General features: G+C 68.7%; 22 protein-coding genes. 16 read left to right on the forward strand and 6 right to left on the reverse strand.

Annotated elements, in window-relative coordinates; genetic code table 11:
• Positions 1–22: 22 nt before the first annotated feature.
• Positions 23–1,468, forward strand: coding sequence for a sensor histidine kinase (locus NQ706_RS08970; protein ID WP_235182055.1), 1,446 nt, complete (start codon positions 23–25; stop codon positions 1,466–1,468).
• Positions 1,469–1,530: 62 nt separating this feature from the next.
• Positions 1,531–2,232: a response regulator transcription factor gene (locus tag NQ706_RS08975; protein ID WP_051806265.1), complete on the forward strand. Its 702-nt coding sequence runs from the start codon at positions 1,531–1,533 to the stop codon at positions 2,230–2,232.
• A 234-nt stretch (positions 2,233–2,466) separates the two neighbouring features.
• On the opposite strand, the gene NQ706_RS08980 is transcribed toward NQ706_RS08975, so the two are convergent.
• Positions 2,467–3,414, reverse strand: a complete 948-nt coding sequence (locus NQ706_RS08980) for an aldo/keto reductase (RefSeq protein ID WP_038569747.1) — start codon at positions 3,412–3,414, stop codon at positions 2,467–2,469.
• Between the two features lie 270 nt (positions 3,415–3,684).
• Between NQ706_RS08980 and NQ706_RS08985 the strand changes: the two genes are divergently transcribed.
• Entirely contained in the window at positions 3,685–4,662 is a 978-nt protein-coding gene (locus tag NQ706_RS08985) for a hypothetical protein (protein ID WP_038569749.1), read from the forward strand.
• 89 nt (positions 4,663–4,751) lie between these two features.
• Here NQ706_RS08985 and trxA read toward each other — a convergent pair whose 3' ends face one another.
• Positions 4,752–5,207 (reverse strand): thioredoxin, encoded by a 456-nt coding sequence (trxA, locus tag NQ706_RS08990; RefSeq protein ID WP_038569751.1) that lies wholly within the window; start codon positions 5,205–5,207, stop codon positions 4,752–4,754.
• 145 nt (positions 5,208–5,352) lie between these two features.
• Between trxA and NQ706_RS08995 the strand changes: the two genes are divergently transcribed.
• Entirely contained in the window at positions 5,353–6,300 is a 948-nt protein-coding gene (locus NQ706_RS08995) for a hypothetical protein (RefSeq protein WP_150112813.1), read from the forward strand.
• Between the two features lie 28 nt (positions 6,301–6,328).
• Here the strand turns inward: NQ706_RS08995 and NQ706_RS09000 are convergent, their stop codons facing one another.
• The gene (locus NQ706_RS09000) at positions 6,329–7,414 is read right to left on the reverse strand and encodes a CaiB/BaiF CoA-transferase family protein (protein WP_038569755.1); all 1,086 of its coding nucleotides are present in this window, start codon (positions 7,412–7,414) and stop codon (positions 6,329–6,331) included.
• 90 nt (positions 7,415–7,504) lie between these two features.
• Positions 7,505–8,902: an MFS transporter gene (locus tag NQ706_RS09005; RefSeq protein ID WP_038569757.1), complete on the reverse strand. Its 1,398-nt coding sequence runs from the start codon at positions 8,900–8,902 to the stop codon at positions 7,505–7,507.
• A gap of 276 nt (positions 8,903–9,178) precedes the next feature.
• Here NQ706_RS09005 and NQ706_RS09010 point away from each other — a divergent pair, with 276 nt between their 5' ends.
• The 5 genes from NQ706_RS09010 (at position 9,179) to NQ706_RS09030 (ending at position 14,187) form a co-directional block, all read left to right on the forward strand.
• Positions 9,179–10,738 carry a glycosyltransferase family 4 protein gene (locus NQ706_RS09010; RefSeq protein ID WP_404360782.1) on the forward strand — a complete coding sequence of 520 codons (1,560 nt, stop codon included), beginning with the start codon at positions 9,179–9,181 and terminating at the stop codon, positions 10,736–10,738.
• Complete coding sequence (locus NQ706_RS09015; protein ID WP_038569760.1) at positions 10,732–11,445, forward strand: class I SAM-dependent methyltransferase; 714 nt, start codon at positions 10,732–10,734, stop codon at positions 11,443–11,445. Before NQ706_RS09010 ends, NQ706_RS09015 begins: the two co-directional genes overlap by 7 nt.
• A gap of 14 nt (positions 11,446–11,459) precedes the next feature.
• Entirely contained in the window at positions 11,460–12,605 is a 1,146-nt protein-coding gene (locus tag NQ706_RS09020) for a hypothetical protein (protein WP_051806270.1), read from the forward strand.
• Positions 12,602–13,243 (forward strand): class I SAM-dependent methyltransferase, encoded by a 642-nt coding sequence (locus tag NQ706_RS09025; protein ID WP_038569761.1) that lies wholly within the window; start codon positions 12,602–12,604, stop codon positions 13,241–13,243. Before NQ706_RS09020 ends, NQ706_RS09025 begins: the two co-directional genes overlap by 4 nt.
• 80 nt (positions 13,244–13,323) lie before the next feature.
• Positions 13,324–14,187, forward strand: coding sequence for a hypothetical protein (locus NQ706_RS09030; protein ID WP_150112814.1), 864 nt, complete (start codon positions 13,324–13,326; stop codon positions 14,185–14,187).
• Between the two features lie 86 nt (positions 14,188–14,273).
• Here the strand turns inward: NQ706_RS09030 and NQ706_RS09035 are convergent, their stop codons facing one another.
• Entirely contained in the window at positions 14,274–15,251 is a 978-nt protein-coding gene (locus NQ706_RS09035; protein WP_038569764.1) for a TerC/Alx family metal homeostasis membrane protein, read from the reverse strand.
• 222 nt (positions 15,252–15,473) lie between these two features.
• Between NQ706_RS09035 and NQ706_RS09040 the strand changes: the two genes are divergently transcribed.
• From NQ706_RS09040 to NQ706_RS09060, 5 genes are all read left to right on the forward strand, one after another.
• A complete protein-coding gene (locus NQ706_RS09040) occupies positions 15,474–15,950 on the forward strand; it encodes a Fur family transcriptional regulator (protein ID WP_038569766.1) in 477 nt (158 codons plus the stop codon).
• 93 nt (positions 15,951–16,043) lie between these two features.
• Positions 16,044–17,330, forward strand: a complete 1,287-nt coding sequence (gene ilvA / locus NQ706_RS09045) for a threonine ammonia-lyase IlvA (RefSeq protein WP_038569768.1) — start codon at positions 16,044–16,046, stop codon at positions 17,328–17,330.
• A 320-nt stretch (positions 17,331–17,650) separates the two neighbouring features.
• On the forward strand, positions 17,651–18,571 hold the full coding sequence (locus NQ706_RS09050) for an alpha/beta hydrolase (protein WP_038569770.1): 921 nt from the start codon (positions 17,651–17,653) through the stop codon (positions 18,569–18,571).
• A gap of 249 nt (positions 18,572–18,820) precedes the next feature.
• Positions 18,821–20,992: a malate synthase G gene (locus NQ706_RS09055; protein WP_038569772.1), complete on the forward strand. Its 2,172-nt coding sequence runs from the start codon at positions 18,821–18,823 to the stop codon at positions 20,990–20,992.
• Positions 20,993–21,372: 380 nt separating this feature from the next.
• Positions 21,373–21,762 (forward strand): SRPBCC family protein, encoded by a 390-nt coding sequence (locus NQ706_RS09060; RefSeq protein WP_051806272.1) that lies wholly within the window; start codon positions 21,373–21,375, stop codon positions 21,760–21,762.
• 120 nt (positions 21,763–21,882) lie between these two features.
• Here NQ706_RS09060 and NQ706_RS09065 read toward each other — a convergent pair whose 3' ends face one another.
• Entirely contained in the window at positions 21,883–22,956 is a 1,074-nt protein-coding gene (locus NQ706_RS09065) for a hypothetical protein (protein WP_235181958.1), read from the reverse strand.
• A 204-nt stretch (positions 22,957–23,160) separates the two neighbouring features.
• On the opposite strand from NQ706_RS09065, the gene NQ706_RS09070 reads away from it, so the two are divergent.
• Both NQ706_RS09070 and NQ706_RS09075 read left to right on the forward strand, forming a co-directional pair.
• Positions 23,161–24,213 carry a MoxR family ATPase gene (locus NQ706_RS09070; protein WP_038569777.1) on the forward strand — a complete coding sequence of 351 codons (1,053 nt, stop codon included), beginning with the start codon at positions 23,161–23,163 and terminating at the stop codon, positions 24,211–24,213.
• A complete protein-coding gene (locus tag NQ706_RS09075; RefSeq protein ID WP_051806274.1) occupies positions 24,206–25,888 on the forward strand; it encodes a VWA domain-containing protein in 1,683 nt (560 codons plus the stop codon). The genes NQ706_RS09070 and NQ706_RS09075 overlap by 8 nt, the downstream gene beginning before the upstream one ends.
• Positions 25,889–25,968 lie beyond the last annotated feature (80 nt).

The following is a 25,968-nucleotide window of genomic DNA, read 5'->3' on the forward strand; positions in this document are numbered from 1 at the left end:
GTCTAGGGTGAGCGGCGTGACGATGCCAGCGCCCCGCACCGACCCGCCGAACAGGCCGGCTGCGTCCTTCGGCACCCCGCCCGCGGCCACGAATTCGACTGCGCCTCTTGGCAGCTCCTCACGTGCACGTCGTCGTGCCGCGAACGTCGCCATCATCGTCGGCACCATCTTCTCCGCGTCGCTGGCCGCGGCCTACGTCACCCCGCGCATGGACGGCGCGGCGCCCGGCGGCTCGGGCAACGCGCTCAGCGTCACCGCGTTTCTCGCCTCGATCGCAGCGTCCGTCGGCCTGTGCTGGCGGCTGCGTTCGACGACGGCGCTGCTCGTCACCGCTGCCCTCGCGTGCCTGCCCGGCCTCGTCCTGCCCACCGACAGTCTGCCCGCGCTCATCGCGATGGCGAGCGTCATCGTGTGGCACCCTGACGTCCGCGCGCACGTCGCCGTCAGTGCCGCTGCCACGCTGACGACGTTCGTCGCCGTCTGGCGTGACTCGCGCGGCACCCGCGACGGCACGAGTTTCTGGAACAGCATCGAGCACCCTGACGGCTCGTCCGGCTCGTGGCCGGCGATGCCGTGGTGGCAGGTCGCGCTCATCACCGCCCTGCTCGTCGGCCTGTTCGCGGGGGTGGCGCTCGTGCGTCGCAGCCGCCGTGACGCCTCGCGCGCCGCCGCCGTCGCGCACCACGAACGCGCCCATGCCCAGCAGGCGCAGGCGCAGGCGCGGCAGTCGGACGTCCGCGCGCAACACGCCGTCAGACAGGCGGACGAGGCGCGCGCCCGGGCCCAGCAGACGCAGGCAAAGGTGCATGATCTCGGCCGGCAGATGGCGGAGAAGGACGAGCGCGAGGCCCTCGCACGCGAGGTGCACGACGTGCTCGGCCACCGCCTCAGTCTGCTGTCGATGCAGGCCAACGCTCTCGAGATCGAGGCGCAGGAGGCGGGTTCGCGTGACGTCGAGGATCGCGCACGGCAGATCCAGGAGGGCGCGGCCGGTTCGATGACGGATCTGCGTTCGCTGCTCGCGATGCTGCGCACCGGCGCGACCGACGAGTCGGCGGATCACCACGATCTGGCCGACATCGCCGATCTCGTGCGCGAGTGCATCGACGCGGGCACGCCCGTCAGCTCGAACGTGTTCGTCGATCAGTCGCACCCGCTGGACCCCGTCATCTCGCGCAGCGCGTACCGCATCACCACCGAACTGCTGACGAACGCGCGCAAGCACGCGCCGGGCTCTCTCGTGCAGCTCGACATCCGCGGTGACGCGCGCGGTGGCATCACGATCTCGACGACCAACCCGCTGCCCGATGTCGCGCGCGCTGCCCGATCGGATGGTTCGGGAACCGGCCTGACGGGCGTGGCGCGGCGCGCTCAGGACGTCGGAGGATCGTTCTGGGCAGGCCCGTCACCCGACGGTCGCCGCTTCACCGCGAGCGCCACGCTGCCGTGGACGATGCCGCGTGTCTGACGACGGCTCGATCCACGGCACCACACGTGTCGAATGCGACGAGAGTACGAAAGCAGTTGAGCATGAACGACATTGACCGCCCCGACGGCGCATCCCTTCCGGCCCATGACGGCGCTGAGCGCGCGATCCGCGTCATGGCCGTCGACGACGACCCTATGGTGCTCGACCTCATCCGCGTCATGCTCAAGGCCGCGCCCGGTATCGAACTCGTCGCGACGGCGAGCGACGGCGATGAGGTGATCGGGGTCGTCACAGCACATCACCCGGATGTCGTCCTCATGGACGTGCGTATGGAGCGCATCAACGGCATCGACGCGACGCGCGCACTGACGAGGCGGCCGAACGCACCGCGCGTCATCATTCTCACGACGTTCGACGAGCAGGAGTACGTGCCGCAGGCGATGGACGCCGGTGCCGTCGGGTTCATCCTCAAGGCGTCGGCGCGCGAGGCGCTGTACGGCGCGATCCGCGACGCACACGAGGGGCGCAGCCCCATGTCGCCCGCGAGCGCTGCGCATCTGCGCACCGGATACCTCGACGCCGGGGGCGCCGCGCGCATGGACGCTCGCGCGAAGCTCGCACGGTTGAGTGACCGTGAGCGCGAGATCGTCGAGATGGTGGCGCAGGAGATGTCGAACCCCGCCATCGCCGCCGAATTGTTCTTGAGCGAGAGCACGGTGAAACAACACCTGACGTCGGCCGCCACCAAACTCGGCGTGACAGGCCGCGTCGGCATCGCGATGGTCCTGGCCCGGGCGGAATAGCGTCGAGGATGCGGTTCCTCACAGACGGCAGCCACGACCCGAACGGAGGCGCACCCGTGGCGCGGTGCCCGTCCGGCGCGCTCGAGGTGCACGAACACGACGCGATTTCCTGACGGTTTCCTCGGACGCGACGACTCACCGCCTCATCTCTTCATCTCGCGGGCTGACGCACATGAGGAAGCCTGACGCGCTTACCACCCGCACTCGCGCCACCCAGCGCACGAGGGGGGATCGTCAGCGAGCCGAGTCGAGGCGCGCCATGTGTTCCTCGCTCAGCTGCGGAGCCGCCAGTGCGGCGTCGAGCTGCTCGAGCGAACTTGCCCCGACGATTGGGCGCATCGACGGGCTGCCCTGCACGAGCCAGGACAGCACGACCTGCCCGGGCTGCGCGCCCAGTTCGTCAGCCACCGACCGCAGCGCCGAGAGGCGACGCGTCGTCCCCGGGTGGTCGTAGACCTCGGGCAGCGGCCGGTCGTCACGGTCGTACGCACCCTGGATCAGCGGGCTGTAGGCCCAGCACTCGAGGTCGTCATGCGTCTCGAGATAGTCGATCGTCTCGTCGCTGACGAACCCGAAACGGTGATCCTTGCCCGGCACCTGCGTGTCGGGGCGCGGGCGGACGTATGACGTCGTCAGCTGCAGCGCCGTGAACGGCTCGACGCCCTGCTCGGCGGCCAGCATGCGTGCCTGCTCGACGCGCCACGTCGGGTGGTTGCTCACACCGAGCCGGCTCACCTTCCCTCGCGCAACAAGGGAACCCAGCGCCGCGACGACGTCGGGCATCGGCGTCGAACGATCCTCACCGTGCGCCCAGTAGACATCGACGACGTCGATGCCGAGACGTTCTCGGCTTCGCTCGAACTGGGTGGCGATGACGTCAGGCGCGAGGCCCTCCCACTCGGTGAAGTCGCCGGCCCGCGCCGGTTCCTGACCCACCTTCGTCGCAATCGTCAAACCTTCGCGGATGCCGGCGTTGGCGCGCAGCCACGCCCCGATCGTCTGCTCGCTCTGGCCGCCCGCACCCGTCGGATTCGCCCAGAACGCATAGCAGTTGGCCGTGTCGAGCGTGCGCCCACCGGCGTCGACGTAGCGATCCATGAGGGCGAATGACGTCGCCCCGTCCGTCTTCGTGCCGAAATGCATCGTGCCGAGGACGAGATGCGGGGCGATCCAAGAAGTCATGCGCCCATCCAACACGCAGCCGGCCACGCACCTCAACGTGGAGGGGCGGCCTCGAGACCCCCTGATCCCGCCGGTCCACAGGAAACCCCTCGCCGCACACGTCGGGCCAAGAAGTGCCTCGTGCGATCTCGTAGCCCGGCGGCGGCGCGCGAAACACACGCGATAGAGCACTGCCGTGCGGTGCGCCGGCACGCCATCACCACCGGCCTCGACGGAACCACCACACCCCGCGCGCACGTCACACCAGCACACCATCGAGGGAAGCAAGACATGCGCCGGTCCATCATCATCACCATCGCCGTCGCGGTGCTGGGCATCATCGGCGCCGTGTCGGCGTTCGCGCTGTCGTCCCGAATCGGTGCCCCAGGCGGGCACGGCGGATCGGAGCCGGCACAGCCGGACCCGGCGATCGCGCGCGACATCGAGAACGCCGTGCGCCACCAGCCTGGTGTGGCGAATTCGCGCGTCGTCATGAAGGTCAACTGCACCGACGGCTGCCAGGGCCGTGACCATGAGTTCACGGTCGACGTCACACTGACGGACGACGCCAGCGCACGCCACGTGCTCGACGCCAACCGCACGATCAACGAGCTCTACCCGCGCACGGCTCCGCCGGAGTGGGCACGTTCTCCCGGGCGAATCCGCTTCAGCCTGCACTCGCCGCAGGACGGTGGTCTCATCGTGCCGACCACCAACGGCAGCCACGGCACGGCTTCGTCACCGACCAGGGCCGGCGCGTTGACGAGCACGCAGGTCGACGCGTTCTTGGCGGCTGCCCGCGTCAACCCGTCGTCGTCGGCGTCATGGTCGTCGTCAGGCAGGGACGACGCGCCGTCGTTCGTCGTTCGCTCCACCATCAAGACCAGCGATTGCGCGACGCTCGACGCGATGGCCGCGAACACCGTCACCGCGCTGTCGGCGATACGCCGCAAGGGCACGCCAGCGGAGTTTCACTTCCGGTGCGAGCACGCCGCGGGTGAGGTGCCGATCGGCGCGACGACGCACACGACCGGATGGTCGACGATGACCCACACCCTGTCGCGGCTCATGACCCCGCCGGCGGGCAGCAGGTCGTACCGACGTGACGGCGTCTACCTGAAGTACAAGCACGACAGCGCCGTCCTCACGGTGACGGGCGAACCGTCGAATGCGACGTCCGAGGTGAAGAACGACGCGACGACGGTCGTGGCGCAGCTTCGCGCACTCGAGGTGCCGACGCCCACGCTGGACCTGCGGCCCCCACCGTGACCGGCGGCGCTCGACGGCGAACGCATGATGCGTCATGAACACGCGAACGCCCGGCACCCCTCGTCGGGGCGCCGGGCGTTCGTCGAGGCTCAGGCCTGGGCTGCGGTCTCTTCGCTCTCGGCGCGACCGCAGTTGCACCCGCCGCAGCCGCAGCCGCCACCGGCGCCCATCCCGGCTTCGCGGGCCTTGGCGTCGGCCTCCATCTTGGCGCGGATGTCGTCCATCGGCAGCTCACGGATCTGACGGATCAGGTCCTCGACGGCCGCCGCGGGCAGCACGCCCGAGTTGGAGAACACCATGAGGCCGTCGCGGAACGCCATGAGCGTCGGGATGGACTGGATGTTCGCGGCCGCCGCGAGCTCCTGCTCGGCATCGGTGTCGACCTTCGCGAAGACGATGTCGTCGTGCTTCTCGCTCGCCGCCTCGAACACGGGCGCGAACTGACGGCACGGGCCGCACCAGGCCGCCCAGAAGTCGACGAGGACGATGCCGTTGTTCTCGATGGTCTCGGTGAACTTCTCACCGGTCAGTTCGATGGTTGCCACAGGCCTTGCTCCTCGAAAAAAGATTGTGGTTCGTCGGCCATTCAAACAAACACCGGAGGCAATCTCTTCCCGCCGCGCTCGCCCGCCAGAACCGCTCGCCGCGCGGGCCGTGGAACCGGCGCGCGGGCGTTGCCGTCCAAACACCATGACAACGACACGACGCTGGCCGCTGACGGTGGCGCTCGCCCTGGTGGTGGCGCTGATCGCGGCCGGTGTCGCCGTCGTCAACCTCACAAGGCACGATTCCTCGTTCCGCGAACCGACCCAGCCGGCGCCTGCCTACGCACATGCTCTCGAGGAGCAACTCGAAGAGCGGCCCGGCGTGGCACGGGTTCGCGCCGAGGAAGCGATCGAGTGCATCGACGGCTGCAAGGGTCAGCGCTACGGGTTCGACGTCGCCATCGACCTCACGGACGACGTGACGGCCGCGAACGTTCGGAACGCCGCGGCCTTCGTCCGCAGCCGCTACCCCGAGGGCGCGCACCCAATGGCGGCAAACATCCCAGCGTCCATCCACTTCTTCACCGCCGGGTTGAACGCGAGCGGCGACAACAGCCTCGCCGTTACCACCTCCGGCCCAGCCCTGACGACGGCGCAGGCGCAGGCCTATCTCGACGTGGCGCGCACGAACCCGCGGACGGAAGCGCGCTTGCTCCCCGACCGCGCACAGCCCGCGGCGAAGGCGACCTTCGTCGTAGAATCCGACGTCATCGCAACGAAGTGCGAGGATCTCGACCGAGTGACCGCTCCGACGGTCGCCGTCCTGCGCAAGGCGGCCGGCACCGACGGCATAAGCACGCATCTGACCTTCCGGTGTGCGCAGACGTACGCCACCGTCGCCGTGGGTCCGACGACGTGGACCCACGGATGGTCGGATGCCGCGACGGCCTTGAGCACACTGGAAGCGACGCCGCAATCGAGCGCCGCGGAGAGGCCCTACGTTCGCCTCGGCGTGCGAGACGGCGCAACACGCCTGACGGTGAGCGCCCGCTCCGATGACGCGGTGAGTCCGGAGACCCGCCGTCGTGCGGGCGTCGTCATCGAGCGCCTTCGCACGGTGGGCGCGGTGAATCCTCAGCTCGATCTCGACTGAGTCGCCCTCGCCTGACTCGACGTCGACGTCACGCCTCCAGGCGAGGCGGGCGGCGCCGATAGCTCGCTGGCGTCGCCGACATCCGAATCGGGTTGGCGACCTGCGCGACGCCCTCGACGTCGACGCGCATGTCGAGGCCGACTGAATCGGCGAGCGCGAACGCCTGCGCGAGATCGTTGACGGGCCCGGCGGGCACACCGGCGTCCGCGAAACGCTCGGCCCATCCCTGCGCGCCATGTGCCGACAGCGCCTCGAGCATCAGCGGGACGAGGTCGTCGCGATGCTCGACACGGGCGGAGTTGGTCGCGAAACGGGCATCCTGCGCCCACTCACCATGACCGAGAACCTCTGCGGCGCAGGCGAACTGGCGATCATTGCCGGCGGCGATGGCGAGCGGCCGATCCGCAGTCTCGAACACTTCGTACGGCACGAGCGACGGGTGACGGTTGCCCATGCCGCGCGGCACGGCCCCCGTCATGACGTGCGCGCCGGCCTGATTCGTCAGCGCCGACAGCAGGGACGACAGCAACGACACCTCGACGAGTTGCCCCTCCCCCGTCGCGTCGCGATGCCGCAACGCCGCGAGCATGCCGACGGCAGCATGCAGACCGGTGACGACGTCGACGAGCGCGACGCCGACCTTCGTCGGCTCGCCGGGCGGCCCGGTCACCGACATGAGGCCACCGACGGCCTGCACGAGCAGGTCGTACCCGGGCAACGCCGACTCACCGAAACCGGTGATCGAGACGTACACGACGTCCGGGTTCCACTCACGCACCTGCTCATACCCGAACCCCAGCCGCGCCATCGTCCCCGGCAAGAAATTCTCGACGACGACGTCGGCGCGCGTGACGAGATCGCGTGCGGCGGCGAGATCGTCCGCCTCGCGAAGATCCCAGAACTCGCTGCGCTTGTTGCGGTTGACCGACAGGAAGTACGTCGCCTCCCCGTCCTCGGTGAACGGCGGACCCCAGGCGCGCGTGTCGTCACCGCCGTCAGGGCGCTCGATCTTGACGACGTCGGCGCCCAGGTCGCCGAGCAGCATCGTCGCGTAAGGGCCGGCCAGGACACGGCCGAAATCGGCGATGAGCAGGCCGTCGAGAGCTGATGGCACGCAGGCTCCTCGAGGGAAAGTTGGACGAACGAACGTGGACGAGATTCGCCGATGGGGACAGGAATCGCAGATGAGGCGGGCGCGCGACGCTCAGCGACCCGCCGGGCGGGCGTCATCGGACGACGGTGCGTCCGGCGCGTCACCCCAGGCGGAGCCGAAGTCGCGATCGAGTTCAGTCACCGTCTTGTTGCGCAGCCCCCACAGGTACACGGCGAGCGACACTGCGACGCACGCGAGCAGGTAGACGCGGAAGCCCTTCTCGTTGCCATGGGAGGCGAACCAGGTGCCGATGTAGGGCGCGGTGCCACCGAAGACGGCGTTCGCGAGGCCGTATCCGAGTCCGACGCCGAGGGCGCGCACGCGCGTCGGGAAGAGCTCGGCCTTCGCGACGGCGTTGACCGACGTGTAGAACGCGACGATGAGCAGCGCGAACATCTGCAACCCGAACGCCGCGAGGCCCGATTCGACCGAACGGATCGCGCCCAGCACCGGCCACGTGATGATGAGCGAGCCCACGCCGAAGATGAGCAGCATGGTGCGTCGCCCGATCTTGTCGGACAGCAGTCCGTACAGCGGCTGCACGATCATGAACACCGTCAGCGCGCACAGGTTGACGATCGAGACGGTGTCCGCGTCGAGCCCCGCCACCTTCTTCATGTAGCTCTGCATGAGGGTCGTGTAGACGTAGAACGACGTCGTCCCGCCGATCGTCAGGCCGACGACGACGATGAAGGGCCGCCAGTACTCGCGGAACAGCAGGCCGAGCGAGCCCTTGTTCTCGGTCGGGGCGCCTGCCGCCGCGTCGCCCGAGGCGGTATCCGCGACGTCAGCCGTCTCGTCCATGCTGCGCCGCAGCCACAGCACGACGAGTGCGCCCGCGGCGCCGATGAAGAACGGCAGACGCCACCCCCAGGTGTGCATCTGCTCCTTGTCGAGCACGTGCTGGAGGACGACCTGCAGCAACGCTGCGAGCACCTGGCCGCCGACGAGCGTCACGTACTGGAAGCTCGAGTAGAACCCGCGACGGTTCGGCGTCGCGATCTCCGACATGTACGCGGCCGTCGTCCCGTATTCACCGCCGACGCTGAAGCCGCTGATCGCGCGCCCCACCCAGAGCAGGACGGTCGCCCAGATGCCGATCCGGTCGTACGTCGGCGCCGCGCCGATCATGAGGGTGCCGAGCGCCATGAGCAGCACCGACGTCGTCAGGGCGGCGCGGCGGCCCTTGCGGTCGGCGTAGCGTCCGAAGAACCACGACCCGATGGGCCGCATCAGGAACGTGATGGCGAAGACGGCCCACGTGTCGAGCAGCGCCTGCGTCTCATCGCCCTTGGCGAAGAAGTTCGACGCGATGTACGTCGTGAAGATCGCGTAGTTGTAGAAGTCGAACCACTCGATGAGATTGCCGAGCGAACCACGCGCGACATTGCTCATCACCGAGTTGCGACGCTCACCGCCGACGCGCGGGGCGGATGCTGTTGAGCTCATGGGATCCTCTCGGGGCGAACGTGGACGCCGTTCGCCGATGTGGACGAAAATCGCGAAGGGGGACAGGAATCGCAGATGGGGACAAGAGGTGCAGATGTGGACGAGAATCGCGGTGCAGTCAGGCGCGAGAAGCCACCTTCATCGACGGCTGATGCAACCTGCACCCTATGTGGTGATCGACGCCACGGGTGTGCGTGCCGCCACACGATGTCATACCCGCGAGTAGCGTCCGAGTAGGCTGACCACCGAACCACGCCGCTTGCGAAGGAGGGCCCGATGCGCATCGCGCTGTCCTCCTATCGCAGCAAGCCGCACAGCGGCGGCCAGGGCATCTACGTGCGTCACCTCAGCCGCGAACTCGCCGCTCTCGGCCACGACGTCACCGTCTTCTCCGGCCCTCCCTACCCCGAACTGGACGACGCCCGCCTTGTGGCTGGCCGTGCGACTGACCGGGCGACGGGTCCAGCGAGTCGCCAGACGTCGTCAGCCAAGCGGGCCGGCGCGACGGCGAGCATCGAGCCGGCGAGCATCGAGCCGACGAACCCCGGCAGCCTGCACCTCGAGAAGCTCGCGAGCCTCGACCTCTACAACGATGACGACCCGTTCCGTCACCCCCATCCGCGCGAACTGCGCGACCGCATCGACGTCGTCGAATACGCGGGGATGCTGTCGGGTTCGTTTCCCGAACCACGCACGTTCGGGATGCGACTGGCGCGCGAGATGCGTTCGCGGTCGAGAGAGTTCGACGTCCTGCATGACAACCAGACGCTCGCGCCGGGCCTGCTCGACATCGCGCGCGGCGGCCTGCCCGTCGTCACGACGATCCACCACCCGATCAGCGCCGACCGCCGCCTCGAGATCGAGGCCGCGACGAACCCGTGGCGCAAGTACACGAAATGGCGTTGGTACTCGTTCGTGCCGATGCAGGCGCGCGTCGCCCGCGCGAGCAGCCGCATCATCACCGTGAGCGAGACGAGCCGCGACGACATCGTCCGAGAATTCGGGGTCGACCCCGAACGCATCAGCATCATCCCCGTCGGCGTCGACGTCGAGACGTTCACGCCCGACGCCGGCGTCGCGAAGAGTGCACCTGGGATCGCCGTCGAGACGTCCGCCCCGGGCATCGACGTCGAGACGTTCTGGCCTGACGGCTCGGCGCGCCACCGCGTGCCCGGACGCCTCACGACGATCACGAGCGCGAACGTGCCACTCAAGGGGTTGAGTGTGCTCATCGACGCGCTCGCTTTCCTACCGCAGGACGCGTGGCGCGAACTCGTCGTCGTCGGCACACCGAACCGCGCGGTCGAGACCCAACTCGAAGCCCTCGGGTTGTCCCCTCGCGTCCGGTTCGTCAGCGACATCAGCGACGACGACCTCGCGGGTCTGCTCGCGAGCGCCGCCGTCCACGTCGTGCCGAGTCTCTATGAAGGTTTTTCGCTGCCCGCGGTCGAGGCCATGGCGTGCGGCACACCCGTCGTCGCGACGCGCGTCGGCGCGCTGCCGCAACTCGTGCACGGCACCGACGGCGAGACGTCGGCTGTCACCGGCAGCGCAGGCAGGGCTCCCGCCACCCACGGCGGGAGCGCCGGCCCACGCGCCCACGCGACGGGCGAGGCGGACACGAGCGCTGACGCCGACGGCTCTGACGCCGGCATCCTCGTCGAGCCAGGTGATGCGCGCGCTCTCGCGGGCGGCATCGTCAGCCTGCTCGAATCCGAGGAGACCCGAACACGATTCGGACGCGTCGGTCGCCGTCGCGCCGTCACGACATACTCATGGCGGGCTGTCGCCGAGGCGACGGCCGCCGTCTACACCGAGGAGATCGCCCGATGCTGACCGTCGACTTCAACCGCTTCACCCTGGGCCCGGGCATGACGGTGCTCGACGTCGGGTGCGGGCAGGGGCGTCACAGCTTCGAGGCGCTGCGTCGCGGCGCGGACGTCACGGCGTTCGACTTCAGCCAGTCCGACCTCGACGAGGTGCAGACGATGTTCGACGCCATGGCCGCCGAGGGCCAGGTGCCTGCGAGCGGCGCCTACCGCACCGTCCGGGGTGACGCCCGCGCGATGCCGTTCGACGATGCGAGCTTCGAGCGCGTCATCGCCTCCGAAGTGCTCGAGCACATCGTCGAGGATGACGCCGCCATCGACGAGATCGTGCGCGTGACCAAGCCCGGCGGCCTCGTCGCCGTGACGGTGCCGCGGTACTGGCCCGAGAAGATCTGCTGGGCCCTGTCGACGCCCTACCACGAGGTCGAGGGTGGCCACGTGCGCATCAACAAGGCGAGCGAACTCGTCGGCAAGCTCGAGAAGCGTGGCCTGACGACGCTCGGCACGCACCACGCGCACGCGCTGCACTCGCCGTACTGGTGGCTCAAGTGCGCGGTCGGGGTCGACAACGACACCAACCCCGCCGTCAAGGCGTATCACCGCATGCTCGTCTGGGACATGATGAAGGCGCCGGCGCTGACGCGTCAGGCCGAGAAGGCGCTCAACCCCGTCATGGGCAAGAGCTTCGTCGTGTACCTGCAGAAGCAGTACTGAGCCCCGTCGCGCCGATGACGCCAGCCCTCACCAGTGAACAAGTCTGCGAGACAGGCCTGTTCATTGCTCGCCTCCAGGGCGAAGACGGCGCGCTGCCGTGGTTCGTCGGCGAGCAGTGGGACGCCTGGAACCACACCGAGGCACTCATGGGCCTGACGATTGCCGCCCATGTTTCACGTGAAACCGGATCACCCCGTGTCAATCACACCGCCGAGCAGCTGAGCGAACGCGCCCGTCTCGGCCTGCAGCACCTGCGCGAAACGCAGCGTGAGGACGGCTCGTGGCCGATGCGCGTGAGAGACGGCGTCGTCGAACAGGACGAGAGCGACACGAACCAGTGCGCCTACCCGGCCGTCGGCGTCTGGCATCTCGCGCTCGTCACCGGCGCAGGGCGCGGCGACGGCCCCGACCGCGGCATCCTCGCCGAGAACTGGCCGATGGTCCGTGCGGCGATCCGACACGCCCTGACGGCCCAGCGCGACAACGGCACGATCGCCTGGGCGATCAACCGTCGCGGCGGCCTCGGCGACCATGCGTTGCTCACCGGCAACGCCAGCATCCTGCAGTCGCTGTGGGCCGCGGCCGCCATCGCGGATACCCTCGGCCACGTCGATGACGCTGCGTCCTGGCGCGCATCCGGCGCCCGGCTCGCGGCAGCGGTGCGTCAGGTCGAACTGTTCGCCGACCGTCGCCGCTTCTCGATGGACTGGTTCTACCCCGTCCTCGGCGGCGCTCTCGTCGGCGACCACGCGGCCACGCACCTGCGTCGCGACTGGGATCGCTTCGTCATCGAGGGCCAGGGGGTCCGCTGCGTCGACGACCGACCGTGGGTCACCGGCGGGGAGAGCGCCGAACTCGTCATGGCGCTGTGTTGCCTCGACGGCACGCCGCACGAAGATCGCGCGCGACGCGAGGCCCGCGCCGTCTTCGCCGACCTGCAGCACACACGCGACACGAGCGGCGGCTATTGGACGGGGTACGTCGTCGACGACGACGCCGTGTGGCCCGTCGAGCAGACGGGATGGAGCGCCGGCGCGATGCTGCTCGCCGCCGATGCCCTCGACGGCCTCACGCCCGCCGCCAACTTCTTCCACGCCATGACGTGGCTGGCCCGCACGCCGAGCCACAGCGCCGCCAGAGACCACGAGGAGCCCCGATGAGCACCCCGCCCCTTCCCCAGGACGTCCTCGACGCCTTCCACGCGACGACCGGTTTCATGCCCGACGACGAGGGTCAGGCCCTGTACGAGGCGGCCGCGAGCGCCCGTCCTGGCACCTGGCTCGAGATCGGCACGTACTGCGGCAAGTCGACGGTGCTGCTCGCGCAGGCGGCGCGCGTCGTCGCCGGATCGTCCGACGCCGCAACGCAGGTGGTGACCGTCGACCATCACCACGGCAGCGAGGAGAACCAGCCCGGCTGGGAGTGGCACGACACGTCGATGGTCGATGAGCACTCGGGGCTGCTCGACACGCTGCCCGCATTTCGTCGCACGTGGGACGAGCACGTCAAGGACGTCGTCAGCATCGTCGTCGCGACGACGGCGCAGGTCGCGACGTGGTGGCGCACCCCCGTCGAGTTCCTCTTCCTCGACGGCAACCACGTCGAGGAGATGGCGCAGCACGACTACGCGGCGTTCGCGCAGCACGTCACGCCCGGTGGGCTGCTCGCGGTGCACGACGTCTTCCCCGACCCGAATGACGGCGGGCAGGCACCGTGGCATGTCGTCGAACGCGCCCTGGGCGACGGCTTCGAGCAGGTGTCGCAGACGGGCTCGTTGCGCATCCTGCGGCGCCGCTGACCCCAGCAACCTAATTTCGGCCTCCGCCACCGAATTGTTGCCCCTTGCACAACTTATGAGTCGGATCTCATAATGCATGAATGAACGGGGCGCCTGCGGCCGTCACCGTCAGCCGGGGGCGGAGGCCGATGAGCAATCCGATGACGAGCTTGGTGCTCGACGAGGGGATGAGCGTCGAACTGCGGGGGCAGTTGGCGCTGTGTGAGGACGAGGTCGTCCTGACGGGCTGTGGGATGCTGCCGTTCGGTTCGCCGCCGCATCTGACGTGGGAGCAGACGCCCTTCGTAGCACTGGCCACCGACTGCGCGAAGAAGGCGCGGCCGCTCGTGGGGCAGCCCGTGTTCGGGCGTGCGACGTGGACCGGGTACGAGATCAGTGCGTGCGAACTCGAGCCGGGGGACGCTTGGGCGCACGCACACGACATCCCCGATCCGCTGACGAAGGACCGCACCCCCGTCAGCGCGCACGTGCGCTCCGTCGAGGCCGGCTTGTTCTCGAGCGGCGCCATGCTGCGTCGCGTCCGTTTTCTCGACGACGGGCGACCGCGCGTCATCGCCAGCGCCACTGACGTCGAGCTCACGACGCGACTGCTCACACCCATCTACGGTGATGCGCTCGAGGTGCATCGCAGCCGCTGGAGCGTCAGCGAGGTGCGTGGCCTCGACGACATCCTCAACGATCTGCCCGAGGACAAGGTGCTCAAGATCGAGTACCGCATGGACGGTGACGGCACGATCAGCCGCAAGCTGCGCGTCAACTACGTCGACGATGACCTCGCGCGCTCCCTCGCCCCATTTCCGCCCGAGATGCTCGCCGTCTACGCCGTCGTCGAACCCGAGGGTTCGCCGCAGGATCGTGACCCCTGGTTTCCCGCGCGAGCCCGGCATCTCGTGCGTTCGGCCGGCACCCCCGATGTGCCGGCGCGCGAACACGCGCGCGTGTAGCGCGCCAGTGGCCCGGCACCCGGCGATGCAGACAGCGCGCCGCCGCGCAGGCCTGTGAGGCCTGCGCGGCGGGCTTGTCTCGTGATTCAGCGACGACGGGTGGCGACCAAGCTCGTCGCCGTCACCGTCAGCAGCGACACGATGATGACCGACAGCGACACGGCCGTCGAAGGCGTCCACACCCAGTGCCAGACGTCGTGCGCCCAGTGCGCGATGAGCTTGTACCCGATGAACGCGAGGATGACGGCCAGACCGTAGCCGAGGTGTACGAGCCTGCCGAGGACGCCCTCGACGAGGAAGTACAGCGCGCGCAGACCGAGCAGCGCGAACGCGTTCGTCACGAAGACGAGGTACGGGTCGGACGTGATGCCGTAGACGGCGGGCACCGAGTCGAGCGCGAACAAGGCGTCCGTCGCGAGGACGGCCAGCGTCACGACGGCCAGAGGCGTCAACGCGCGACGGGCGGACCGGCCGGTGGCGCCGGCGTCAGCGTCTTCTCGCACGAGCATCGCGGAGCCGCGGTAGCCGTCGGTGACGGGGAAGAAACGGCGGATGACCTTGACGACGCGCATGTCACCCGGGTCGACGGTGTGGTCGTCGCCCTGACGGGTGTCGCGCCAGACCTTCACGGCCGTCCACAGCAGGAACGCGCCGAAGATGACGAACATCCAGGCGAAGTTCGTGAGCAACTGCGCGCCGAGCGCGATCATGATGGCGCGCATGACGAGGGCGCCGGCGACGCCGATGAGGAGCACCCGCTGCTGGTACACCTTGGGCACGGCGAACGCCGTCAGCAGCATCATGAACAGGAACAGGTTGTCGACGCTGAGTGACTTCTCGACGAGGTAGCCGGTGTAGAACTCGGTGCCCGTCGTCGAGCCGTGCGCGCTCCACAACCAGGCGCCGAACGCGACCGGCAACGCGATGTAGAACGTCGACCAGACCGTCGCTTCCTTGAGCGATACCTCGTGAGGTTTGCGCGTGACGAGGAAGTCGAGCGCGAACAGGACGATGAGCCCGATGAGCGTCACGGCCCAGAGAGTGGGGGTGGCCAGGGAGTGCATGGAACTACCTCAGATCGCATGAGTGACGAACTGAGGTCTCCTTCGCCGCGGAACGATCCGCCGCTCTCGAACCGGGAGCGCGCATGATCGCGCTCGTATTGACCGGAGCCGAGACGTGGGAAGTACTCCCCTCGCCAACCATCATAGCCGATCTGCGGACCCTGCCCCACTCGACGAGCAGACTTTCTTGATTCGTTCCAGAAATCGCGGCATCATGGAGGCATGACGACGACGCCCGCCACCGATCCGCGCACCATGCTGCGTCAGGTGAACCTGCGGATCACCGGCCCGCGCGTCGCCATCCTCGATGCCCTCGAGACGCGCCCCCACTCGGATGCGGAGACCGTCATCCAGGCGGTGCGCGATAGTTACGGCAAGGTCTCGACGCAAACCGTCTACGACGCCCTGCATGCGATGACGGCGCACGGCATCATCCGCCGCATCGAGCCGGCCGGCCAATCCGCGCTCTACGAACGACGCGTCGGCGACAACCACCACCACCTCGTGTGCCGACAATGCGCGACGATCGTCGACATCCCCTGCGCCGTGGGCGACACACCGTGCCTGACGGCGGCGCACGAGTCCGAACTCAGCGAGGGGTTCGACATCGACGAGGCCGAGGTGACGTACTGGGGCGTCTGCCGCGCGTGCCGCGAGGAAGCTGCCGCAGCTTCCGCTGCGTCACCCGTCGTCGGCTGAGCCGCGCCCGAGGTTGCCGGGTCGCACGCGGGAGAGCAGGGGGGCATCCGCGATCCGGTTCATCCCGACATTCGCGGGCTCGCCCGTGAGACGGTGGCTGACGTGACGAGCACACCCACCCTGCGTCCCGAGGTCGATGCGTCCGACGTCGAAGCCGCCGCCGAGCGCCTCACCGACCTGCTCCACCCCACGATGCTGTTCGAGAGCAGCCGCCTGTCGACGAAGTTCGGCGCGAGCGTCGTGCTCAAGCGCGAGGATCAGCAGCCGGTGCGCTCGTACAAGATTCGCGGAGCGAGCAACCTCATCGCGCAGCTCGACGACGACGCGCGCGCGGCGGGCGTCGTCTGCGCGTCGGCCGGCAACCATGCCCAGGGCGTCGCATACGCGTGCTCGCGCCTCGGCGTGAAGGCGACGATCTTCCTGCCCCGCACGACGCCCCGTCAGAAGCGTGAGCGGGTTCGAGTGCTCGGCGGGCCGTGGGTCGAGACGGTCGTGGAGGGCGACACGTATGACGTCGCCGCTACCGCTGCAGGCGAATTCGCTGCGACGACCGGGGCGACGCTCGTGCCCGCGTTCGACGACGTGCGCACCATCGCGGGGCAGGGCACCGTCGCGCTCGAGGCGTTCGCGCAGTGCGAGGCGCAGTACGGCAAGGTGCCGGACGTCGTCGTCGTGCCCGTCGGTGGCGGCGGGTTGCTGGCGGGCATCACGGCGTGGGTGCGGGAGCGCCATCCGTCGACGCGCATCGTCGGCGTCGAACCGGTGGGGGCGCCGTCGCTGCAGGCGGCGCTTGCTGAGGGACGCCCGGTGGCGGTGCCGGTGACCGATCCGTTCGTCGACGGCGCGACGGTCGGTCTGCTCGGCGCGCACACGTACCCGATCATCGCTGCCGGCGGCGTGCCGTGCTTCAGCGTGCCGGAGGGGCAGATCTGCACGGAGATGCTCGACCTGTATCAGAGCGACGGCATCATCGCGGAGCCTGCCGGCGCGCTCGCGCCCGCAGCGTTGCCGGGTGTCGACTTCGCCGGTGGCGAGCTCGTCCTCGCGATCCTGTCGGGCGGAAACAACGACGTGTCGCGCTATGCGGAGGTCGTCGAGCGTTCGCTCGTGTTCGAGGGCCGCAAGCATTACTTCATCGTCGAATTTCCGCAGGAACCCGGGCAGTTGAGGCGTTTTCTCGACGGGGTGCTCGGGCCTGACGACGACATCACGTTGTTCGAGTACACGAAGCGTTCCAACCGCGAGACGGGCCCGGCGCTCGTCGGCCTGGAGTTGGGCGACCCGTCGTCGTTGCCCGATCTGCTTGCGCGGATCGATGCGTCGCCGGCGCGGGTGGAGCGGGTGGATCCCGACTCGCCCCTGTTTCGGATGGTTCTCTGAGGATCTAGTGAACGAAGGTAGGACCGCAGCGCCGTGTCCGTCGAGTACGGCATGGGTGGGGTCACCGCAGCGAAGCGAGGATTGCTCCAGCCATGCCGGGCGCGGGCGGACGCGCATGTCACAGCGAGGATCCTGCCGAAGTGAACGTTGACGAAGAGAACCGAGAAGAATGGTTCTGTAGTTCTCTGACGATCGCTCGATGTTGCCCGGGATCTGGGGCACGGGAGCCCCGAATCCCGGGCAACATCGCGGGTCGGCGTGGTTCGATGGGGTCTTCACGCCCCATCCAAGAGCGTCGCGGAATCACAGCGGAGGTCAACATGGCAGCAGAGCAGTACGAGGTCGTGGCGAGTGACGGCGTCGTCATCCGCGGTCAGCGGTGGTTGCCGGACGGAGAAGCGCGCGCCGTCGTGCAGATCGCTCACGGCATGGCGGAGCATTCGGCTCGCTACGAGCGGTTCGCGCAGGAGTTGAACGCGGCCGGGTACGCCGTCTACGCGAACGATCACCGTGGGCACGGGCGCACCGCCGAGGGTGGTGTGCTCGGTCATTTCGCTGACGATGACGGGTGGGCGCGCGTCGTCGACGACCTGATCCAGGTGACGCGGCGCGCGCAGGCCGAGGTGCCGGGTCGCCCCGTCGTGCTGCTAGGGCACAGCATGGGTTCGCTACTGGTGCGTACGTTCGCGGCGCAGCACGGCGATCTGCTGGCGGGTCTCATCATCTCCGGAACGCCCGCCGATCCTGGGCTGCTGGGCCGCGTCGGACGTCAGGTCGCGCGCGCCGAGGGCCGTCTGCGGGGGCGCACGCACGCGAGCAAGCTCCTCGACACGATGTCGTTCGGGGCGTTCAACAAGCAGTTCGCGCCTGCGCGCACGGACTTCGACTGGCTCTCGCGCGACGAGGCCGCCGTCGATGACTACGTCGCCGACCCGTTGTGCGGGTTCGTCTGCAGCGACGCGTTCTACGCCGACATGCTGGGCGGGCTGCGCCTCGTCAACCGGCGTTCTTTCGCGGCCGGCACGCCGTCGGATCTGCCGGTCCTCGTCATCTCCGGCGAGGCCGACCCGGCCGGCGACAACGGCAAGGGCGTGCGACCCGTCGCCGATCTGCTGCGCGGCGTCGGCGTGCACGACGTCACCCTGACGCTCTACCCCGGCGCGCGCCACGAGATCCTCCACGAGACGAACCGCGACGAGGTCGTCGCCGACATCCTCGCCTGGCTCGACGCCCACGTCTGAGCCGCCGCGGGGCGAGAGGTCGTCGCCCCGGCAATCGCCTGCGTCACCGGTCGACCTTGCCACCATCTTCAGTGGTTTGTTCGTGGCGCCGTGGCGCGGCTTGCAAAAGTGGACGAAACTCGCCGACGAGGACAGGAATCGCCGATGTGTCCGGGAATCGCGGAGGCCGGCTTGGAGGATTTGCCCCACAGAAACGTTACCGACCAGTAACGTAGGGGGCAGCATGCCCCCGCGAGGAAGGAAACGCTCATGGCTGACACGCAGCGCACCGAGGTGAACAGTCTGCAGGTCGCGACGATCCTGTACGACTTCATCAACGACCAGGTCCTGCCCGGCACCGGTGTCGACGCCGACACGTACTGGAAGGGCTTCGCCGACGTCGTCGCCGAACTCGGCCCGAAGAACCGCGCCCTGCTCGCCGAGCGTGACGACCTCCAGGCCAAGATCGACGAATACCACCGCGCCAACCCGGGCAAGCCCGACTTCGACGCGTACAAGAGCTTCCTCACCGAGATCGGCTACCTCGTCGACGCTCCGGCCGAGTTCAGCATCACGACGCAGAACGTCGACCGTGAGATCACCGACCAGGCCGGCCCTCAGCTCGTCGTGCCGATCCTCAACGCCCGCTTCGCGCTCAACGCGTCGAACGCCCGCTGGGGTTCGCTCTACGACGCGCTCTACGGCACCGACGCGATCGACGAGGCCGACGGCAAGGAAAAGGGCACCTCGTACAACACGGTGCGCGGCGACGCCGTCATCGCGTTCGCGAAGAACTTCCTCGACACTGCCGTCCCGCTCGCCGAGGGTTCGTACACCGACGTCACCGGCTTCGGCGTCGACGGCGGCGAGCTCGTCGTCCACCTCGACGGTGAGCGCACGACGTCGCTGAAGAACGCCGACGAGTTCGCCGGCTACGTCGGGCTGCCTGCGCAGCCGGAGGGAATCCTGCTGAAGCACAACGGTCTTCACCTGGAGATCCAGATCGACGCCGAGTCCCCGATCGGCGCGACCGACCCGGCCGGCATCAAGGACGTCCTCGTCGAGTCGGCTGTCACGACGATCATGGACCTCGAGGATTCCGTCGCCGCCGTCGACGCCGAGGACAAGGTGCTCGGTTACACGAACTGGCTCGGCCTCAACAAGGGTGACCTCGCCGAGGAGATCACGAAGAACGGCAAGACGTTCAAGCGCGAGCTCAACCCCGATCGCGAATACGTCTCCCCCGGCGGCGACACGTTCACCCTGCCGGGCCGCTCGTTGCTGTTCGTCCGCAACGTCGGCCACCTCATGACGAGCGACGCCGTCCTCGATGCCGACGGCAACGAGATCGGCGAGGGCATCCTCGACGCCCTCGTCACCGTCCCGGCTGCGATCCACGGCTTCGCCGACAAGGACGGCGTGAGCAACACGCGCACCGGCTCGATCTACATCGTCAAGCCGAAGATGCACGGCCCGCAGGAGGTCGCGTTCGCGAACGAGCTGTTCGAGCGCGTCGAGAGCGTCGTCGGGCTGGCGAAGAACACCGTCAAGATGGGCATCATGGACGAGGAGCGCCGCACGACGGTCAACCTCTCCGCCTGCATCGACGCCGCGAAGGAGCGCGTCGTGTTCATCAACACGGGCTTCCTCGACCGCACCGGCGACGAGATCCACACGTCGATGCTCGCGGGCCCGATGATCCGCAAGGGCGAGATGAAGGGTTCCACGTGGATCAAGGCGTACGAGGACAACAACGTCGACGTGGGCCTCGCTGACGGTCTCGCGCACAAGGCGCAGATCGGCAAGGGCATGTGGGCGATGCCCGACCTGATGAAGGACATGCTCGAGCAGAAGATCGGCCAGCCGAAGGCCGGCGCGACGACGGCGTGGGTGCCGTCGCCGACCGCCGCGACGCTGCACGCGCTGCACTACCACCAGGTCGACGTGTTCGCCGTGCAGGAGGAGCTCGCGAAGCGCAAGGCCGCGTCGGTCGACGACATCCTGCAGATCCCGCTCGCGGAGAACACGGACTGGTCGGACGCCGACAAGCGCGAGGAACTCGACAACAACTGCCAGTCGATCCTCGGCTACGTCGTGCGCTGGATCGACCAGGGCGTCGGCTGCTCGAAGGTGCCCGACATCCACGACGTCGCGCTCATGGAGGACCGGGCGACGCTGCGCATCTCCAGCCAGCTGCTCGCGAACTGGCTGCAGCACGGCATCGTCACCGAAGACGAGATCGTCGAGTCGCTGAAGCGCATGGCGCCGGTCGTCGACCAGCAGAACGCCGGTGACGCGAAGTACGAGCCCATGGCGCCGGGCTTCGACGGCATCGCGTTCAACGCGGCCAAGGAGCTGATCCTCGAGGGAACGAAGCAGCCCAACGGCTACACCGAGCCGATTCTGCACCGTCGTCGGCGAGACAAGAAAGCCGCGCGCTGAGGATCAAGCGAGCGGAGTCGAGGGTGTGGATGCCGAGCTTGCGAGGCGTTCACACCTCGGCGTAGGGAGCGTTGACGAAGCGCGCCGTGGGCTCAGTGACGATCAAGCCCGACCGAGGTAGGTCCGCGCCGGAGCGTGCGACGGCCCGGCCCTGCCGAATCGGGCGCTGAGGAACTGAGCCAAGGAGTAGTCCGCGCGCAGAGGATCAAGCGAACGGAGTCGAGGGTCGCCTGACCCTGAGGATGGCGCGTAACTCACAGGTAGGCACGCAACTGCACGCCTGCGTGTGAGTTACGCGCCATCGTGCGTGCTGGGGTCGGCGCGGGGCGTCCGAGGGCTGTGCGCGACCTGGGTTCCGTTGGAACGCCTAGCATTCGGACATGAAGCGCATCGACGTCCATGCTGACGGGCCCGCGAGTGTCGACGCGGCGTGGCAGGCCTACGTGCACGTCGATCGGTGGCGTGACTGGTCGCCGCACATGCCGCCGGTCGAGGCGGATGCCGTGGTGATCCGTCCCGGCACGCAAGGACGATGGCGTCTCGGGCCGGTGACGGTGGGGCGGTTCGTCATCACCGACGTCGATGCGGTGGCGAGGACGTGGAACTGGCGCGTCAGCGTCCTGGGGCTGACGACGACGGGCGAGCACCGCGTCGAGGTTCGTCGGGGCGGGTGTCGCTGCCACATGGCGATGGATCTGCCGCCTCTCGTCGGCCAGGCCTACCGGCCGCTAGCGTGGTGGGCCCTCCATCGGCTCGCTCGCAGCTCGTGAGGCGTCGAGGGACACGAAGAGGGTGTGGAGAAACGCGTCACGGATGACGCGTTTCTCCACACCCCTGGTGGCTTCTCTTTGCGCCCAGATGCACCCGGGTGCATCTGGGCGCATGGGACGTCAGACGGCGACGTTCTCCTCGAGTTCCTCCTCGGTCTCGGGGTCGAGCTCGTCGCGCTCGTCCTGATGCGCGTGCTCGGCGTGGCGTCCGACGGGGTGGGACGCAGCTTCCTCGAGCTCACGGGCTCGTACAACACGTCGCTGTTCGACCGCGTATCCGACTGCGAGACAGAGCAACCCGACGACCAGCCAGCCGAACAGGATGGTGAGCGGACCTGCGATCGAGGCGTCCGGGAAGTAGATGATGCGACGCAGCGCCTCGACGAAGCCGGAGCCGATCCAGAAGTCGTGCAGCCAACCGAAGAAGCTCGGCTGCATGACGGGCGCGAACACGCCGCCGGACGAGGTGAAGTTGAGCGCGACGAAGATCGCCGAGTACAGCAGCGTCGCGAACCGTCCGACGATCGGGTGCAGGCCGACACCGACCGTCAGCACGCCGGCTGTGTAGAGCAGTGACAGCGCCCACGTTGCGAGCACGTGCCCACCGAACATGTCGTAACCCCACGCCGCGATCGCGAGTTCGATCGTCGAGATGACGACGGCGGCGCCGGCGGCGAGGGCGATGCGCTGGGCGAACGGGCGGCTCGCAGCCGCCGCGCCGATGGCGATCGACGTGGCGTACGCGGCGACCGTCAGGGCGACGAGGAAGAAGAACCCGTTCTGGCCGGCGGGGTCGTCCTCGGTGAGGGGCGCGACGTCCTTGACGGTCAGCGCATCGTGCTGCTTCTCCGCGACGGGGCGGAACATCTTCTCGACGACGGACTTCGTCGTGTCGGACGCGCCACCGGCGGTGAGCAGTTCGGCCTTGCCGTCACCGGGGACGTAGGCCGCGGAGATCTTCAGCTGCTTCAGCTGATCCGTGGCCTGCTCGGGCGTCGCGATCGTGCGGACGTCCGCCTCGTCGCCGAACGCGTCCTGCACCTTGGCCGCCAGGGGGCCGGCCTGCTGAGCCTGACCGACGACGGCGACGGGCACGTGGTGGGGCGACGGCTTGTGGAAACCACCGAGGTAGGCGGCGCACATGATGAGCCCCATGAGGATCGGAACGATGACGTGCGACAAGACCGTCCTCATCGGGGCCTGCGCGGTTGGCGGATGCGCGGTGGACATCTCTTCCCTTCGTTTAGTTAGGTTATCTATGTTTAATGGTACACCTGACTGCGAGGTGTGCGCGAGCTGTGGGGCCGGCGTCACGTCGGATCGTTCCGAGGGCCTACCCGGTCAACCCGTTCTGCGTTTTCGCCGATCGCGGCCTGAGCCATCCGCGACAATGGCACGGTGACTGCGCACTTCGAATCCGTCGACGACGTCCGCGACCGCCTCGCCGAGGCCGGCTACCTCGCGAGCGACGCCATCGCGACGACCGTCTTCCTCGCCGACGCTCTCGGCAAGCCCCTGCTCGTCGAGGGGCCGGCCGGCGTAGGCAAGACCGAGCTGGCGAAGGCGGTGACGTCGGCACTGACCGGCGCGACGGGCGAGAACGCCGATCTCGTGCGGTTGCAGTGCTATGAGGGCATCGACGAAGCGCGCGCCCTCTATGAGTGGAACCACGCCAAGCAGCTCCTGCGCATCACCGCCAACACCGCTCTGGCGCAAACGTCTTCGTCGGGCGTGGCCACCTCCACATCGACCACGAACAGCGCCGCGGACGCTCAGCCGGACGCCACGCCGGGCGCCACGCCGGGCGCGTCCGGTGTGGCGTCAACGAACGCCTCCAGCCCCGCCGGCTCGCCATCGAGCGGCGCCGCCCACGACTGGGACGAGCTCGCGACGGACATCTTCACCGACGACTTCCTCCTGACGCGTCCGCTGCTGCGCGCCATCCGCAACACACAGCCGACGGTGCTTCTCATCGACGAACTCGACAAGGCCGACGTCGAGGTCGAGGGCCTCCTGCTCGAGGTGCTGAGCGACTTCCAGGTGACGGTGCCCGAACTCGGCACGATCAGTGGGACGCAGCGACCGTTCGTCGTGCTGACGTCGAACGCCGCCCGCGACCTGTCGGAGGCGCTGCGTCGACGCTGCCTGTTCCTGCACATCGACTACCCGACTCCGGCGCTCGAGCAGCGCATCGTCGAACTCAAGGTGCCGGGTCTCGACGCGGTGCTCGTCGAATCCGTCGTGCGACTCGTGCACCGACTGCGCCAGATGCCACTGCGCAAGGCACCGAGCGTCGCCGAGACCGTCGACTGGGCGCGCACCCTCATCGCCCTCGGAGCCGACGGCACGGGCGATCTCGACGCGGCGGTGCTGCGCGCCAACCTCGGCGTGCTGCTCAAGCACCAGGACGACATCGAACGCGCCTCCACGCTCCTCAAGCTCGATGCCTGACGACGCCGTCGTCCCCGCCGGCGCGGGTGCGCCGGGCACCGGGCGGCGAGCTGCGCACTCGGACACCGCGGGCTCCGGACCAAGCGCCTCCGTGACGTCATCCGCCGGCCCGGGCATCGCGTCTGCGGGCGTGCTGCGTCGACTCGTGTCGTTGGCGAACGCGTTGCGGCGCCACGGCGTCGTCGTCGGCACGAGCGACGTCATCGACGCCGGGCGCATCGTCACCGCTCTCGGGCTCGACGATCGCGAGCGTCTGCGCGAGGGTCTCGCGTCGGCGTTCATGCGACGCGGCGAGCAGCGGCGCGTGTTCGACGAGTTGTTCGACCTCTACTTTCCCGCCGCCCTGGGCGCGCGCACGCGCCTGACGGACCTCGAAGAGGACGGCGCCGCAGGCGAATCCGGTGGTCACCACGACGGCGAGCCCGAACCCGACTCGCTCGACGCACTCGACGACTTCGACCCCCTGACGGCGGACGCCGCGGCCCTGCGCGAGCGCGCCAGGGCGCTGCAGGAGATCCTCGCGCAGGCTCTCGCCGCTCAGGACGAGCGGGCGTTGAACGCCCTCGCAGCCACCGTCGTCACGGAATTCGGCGTGCTGCGGCGCGAGGGTGAGAACGGGTTCAGCGCGAACCAGGCGATCGAGCAGTTCCAACCGAACCTCGCCATCGCGCGCGCGTCCGAGCTCATGCAGCAGGGCCCAGAAGTCGAAGGTTCTGACGGCGGCACGGCCGGCGGCAGCTCCGGCGGCGGGGGTGGTGGTAGCGGTCAGTCGATGGGTGCCGATCAAGGGTGGCAACCGGAGCGCTTCACGCAGCGGCTCGATCGTGACGACGCCCGCGAGCGCGTCGCGGCCTTCCGGCGCCGTGTCGAGACCGAGACACGGCGACGCAACGCGGAGATCCGTGGTGTCGAACGGCTGGCGGAGCACGCCGTCACGACGCCGCTCGAGCGTCGCGCGTTCAGCCAGACGTATGCCGTCGATGCCGCGGAGATGCGGCGCGTCATCGACCCTCTCGCCCGCAAGCTCGCGGCGCGGATGGCGGCCAAGCGGCGCCGCGCGTCACATGGCCGCATCGACATCCGGCGGACGCTGCGGGCGTCGATGTCGACGGGCGGCGTACCGATCGAGCCGGTGTTCACACATCACGCGCCGAACCGTGCGGAACTCGTCATCCTCGCCGACATGTCGAGTTCGGTCGCCGGGTTCAGCCGCTTCACGATCCTGCTCATGCAGGCGATGCAGACGCAGTTCGCGCGCGTGCGCGTCTTCGGGTTCGTCAACACCGTCGACGAGCTGACCGCGGTCGTCAAGGAGGTCGGGCGCGACGGCGACCTCGTCGAAGCGCTCAAGGGCAACCGGCGCATGACGCGCGGGCACCGCAACAGCGACTACGGCCAGACGTTCGCCGACTTCGTCGAACACCACCTCGACGCGGTGACGCCGCGCGCCACCGTCCTCATCCTCGGCGACGCGCGCACGAACAACACCGACCCGCGCCACGACGCGCTGCGCACCATCGCGCAGCAGGCGAGGCACGCGATGTGGCTCAACCCGGAAGCCGAACCACAATGGGGCCAGGGCGATTCCGTCGCACACCGATACGCCGCGATCGTCGACATGCACGAGGTACGCACCATCACCGATCTGCGGGAGTTCGTCGCCCGCGCCTTGTGACGCCTGTGCCCCTCGAGTGCCGCCACGCCGACGACGTGCCATCACCTGCACGAGAAATGTGCAGCTGACGACGCACCATC

It is taken from the genome of Dermacoccus sp. BD5 (assembly GCF_044878485.1).
GTDB lineage: Bacteria > Actinomycetota > Actinomycetes > Actinomycetales > Dermatophilaceae > Dermacoccus > Dermacoccus nishinomiyaensis.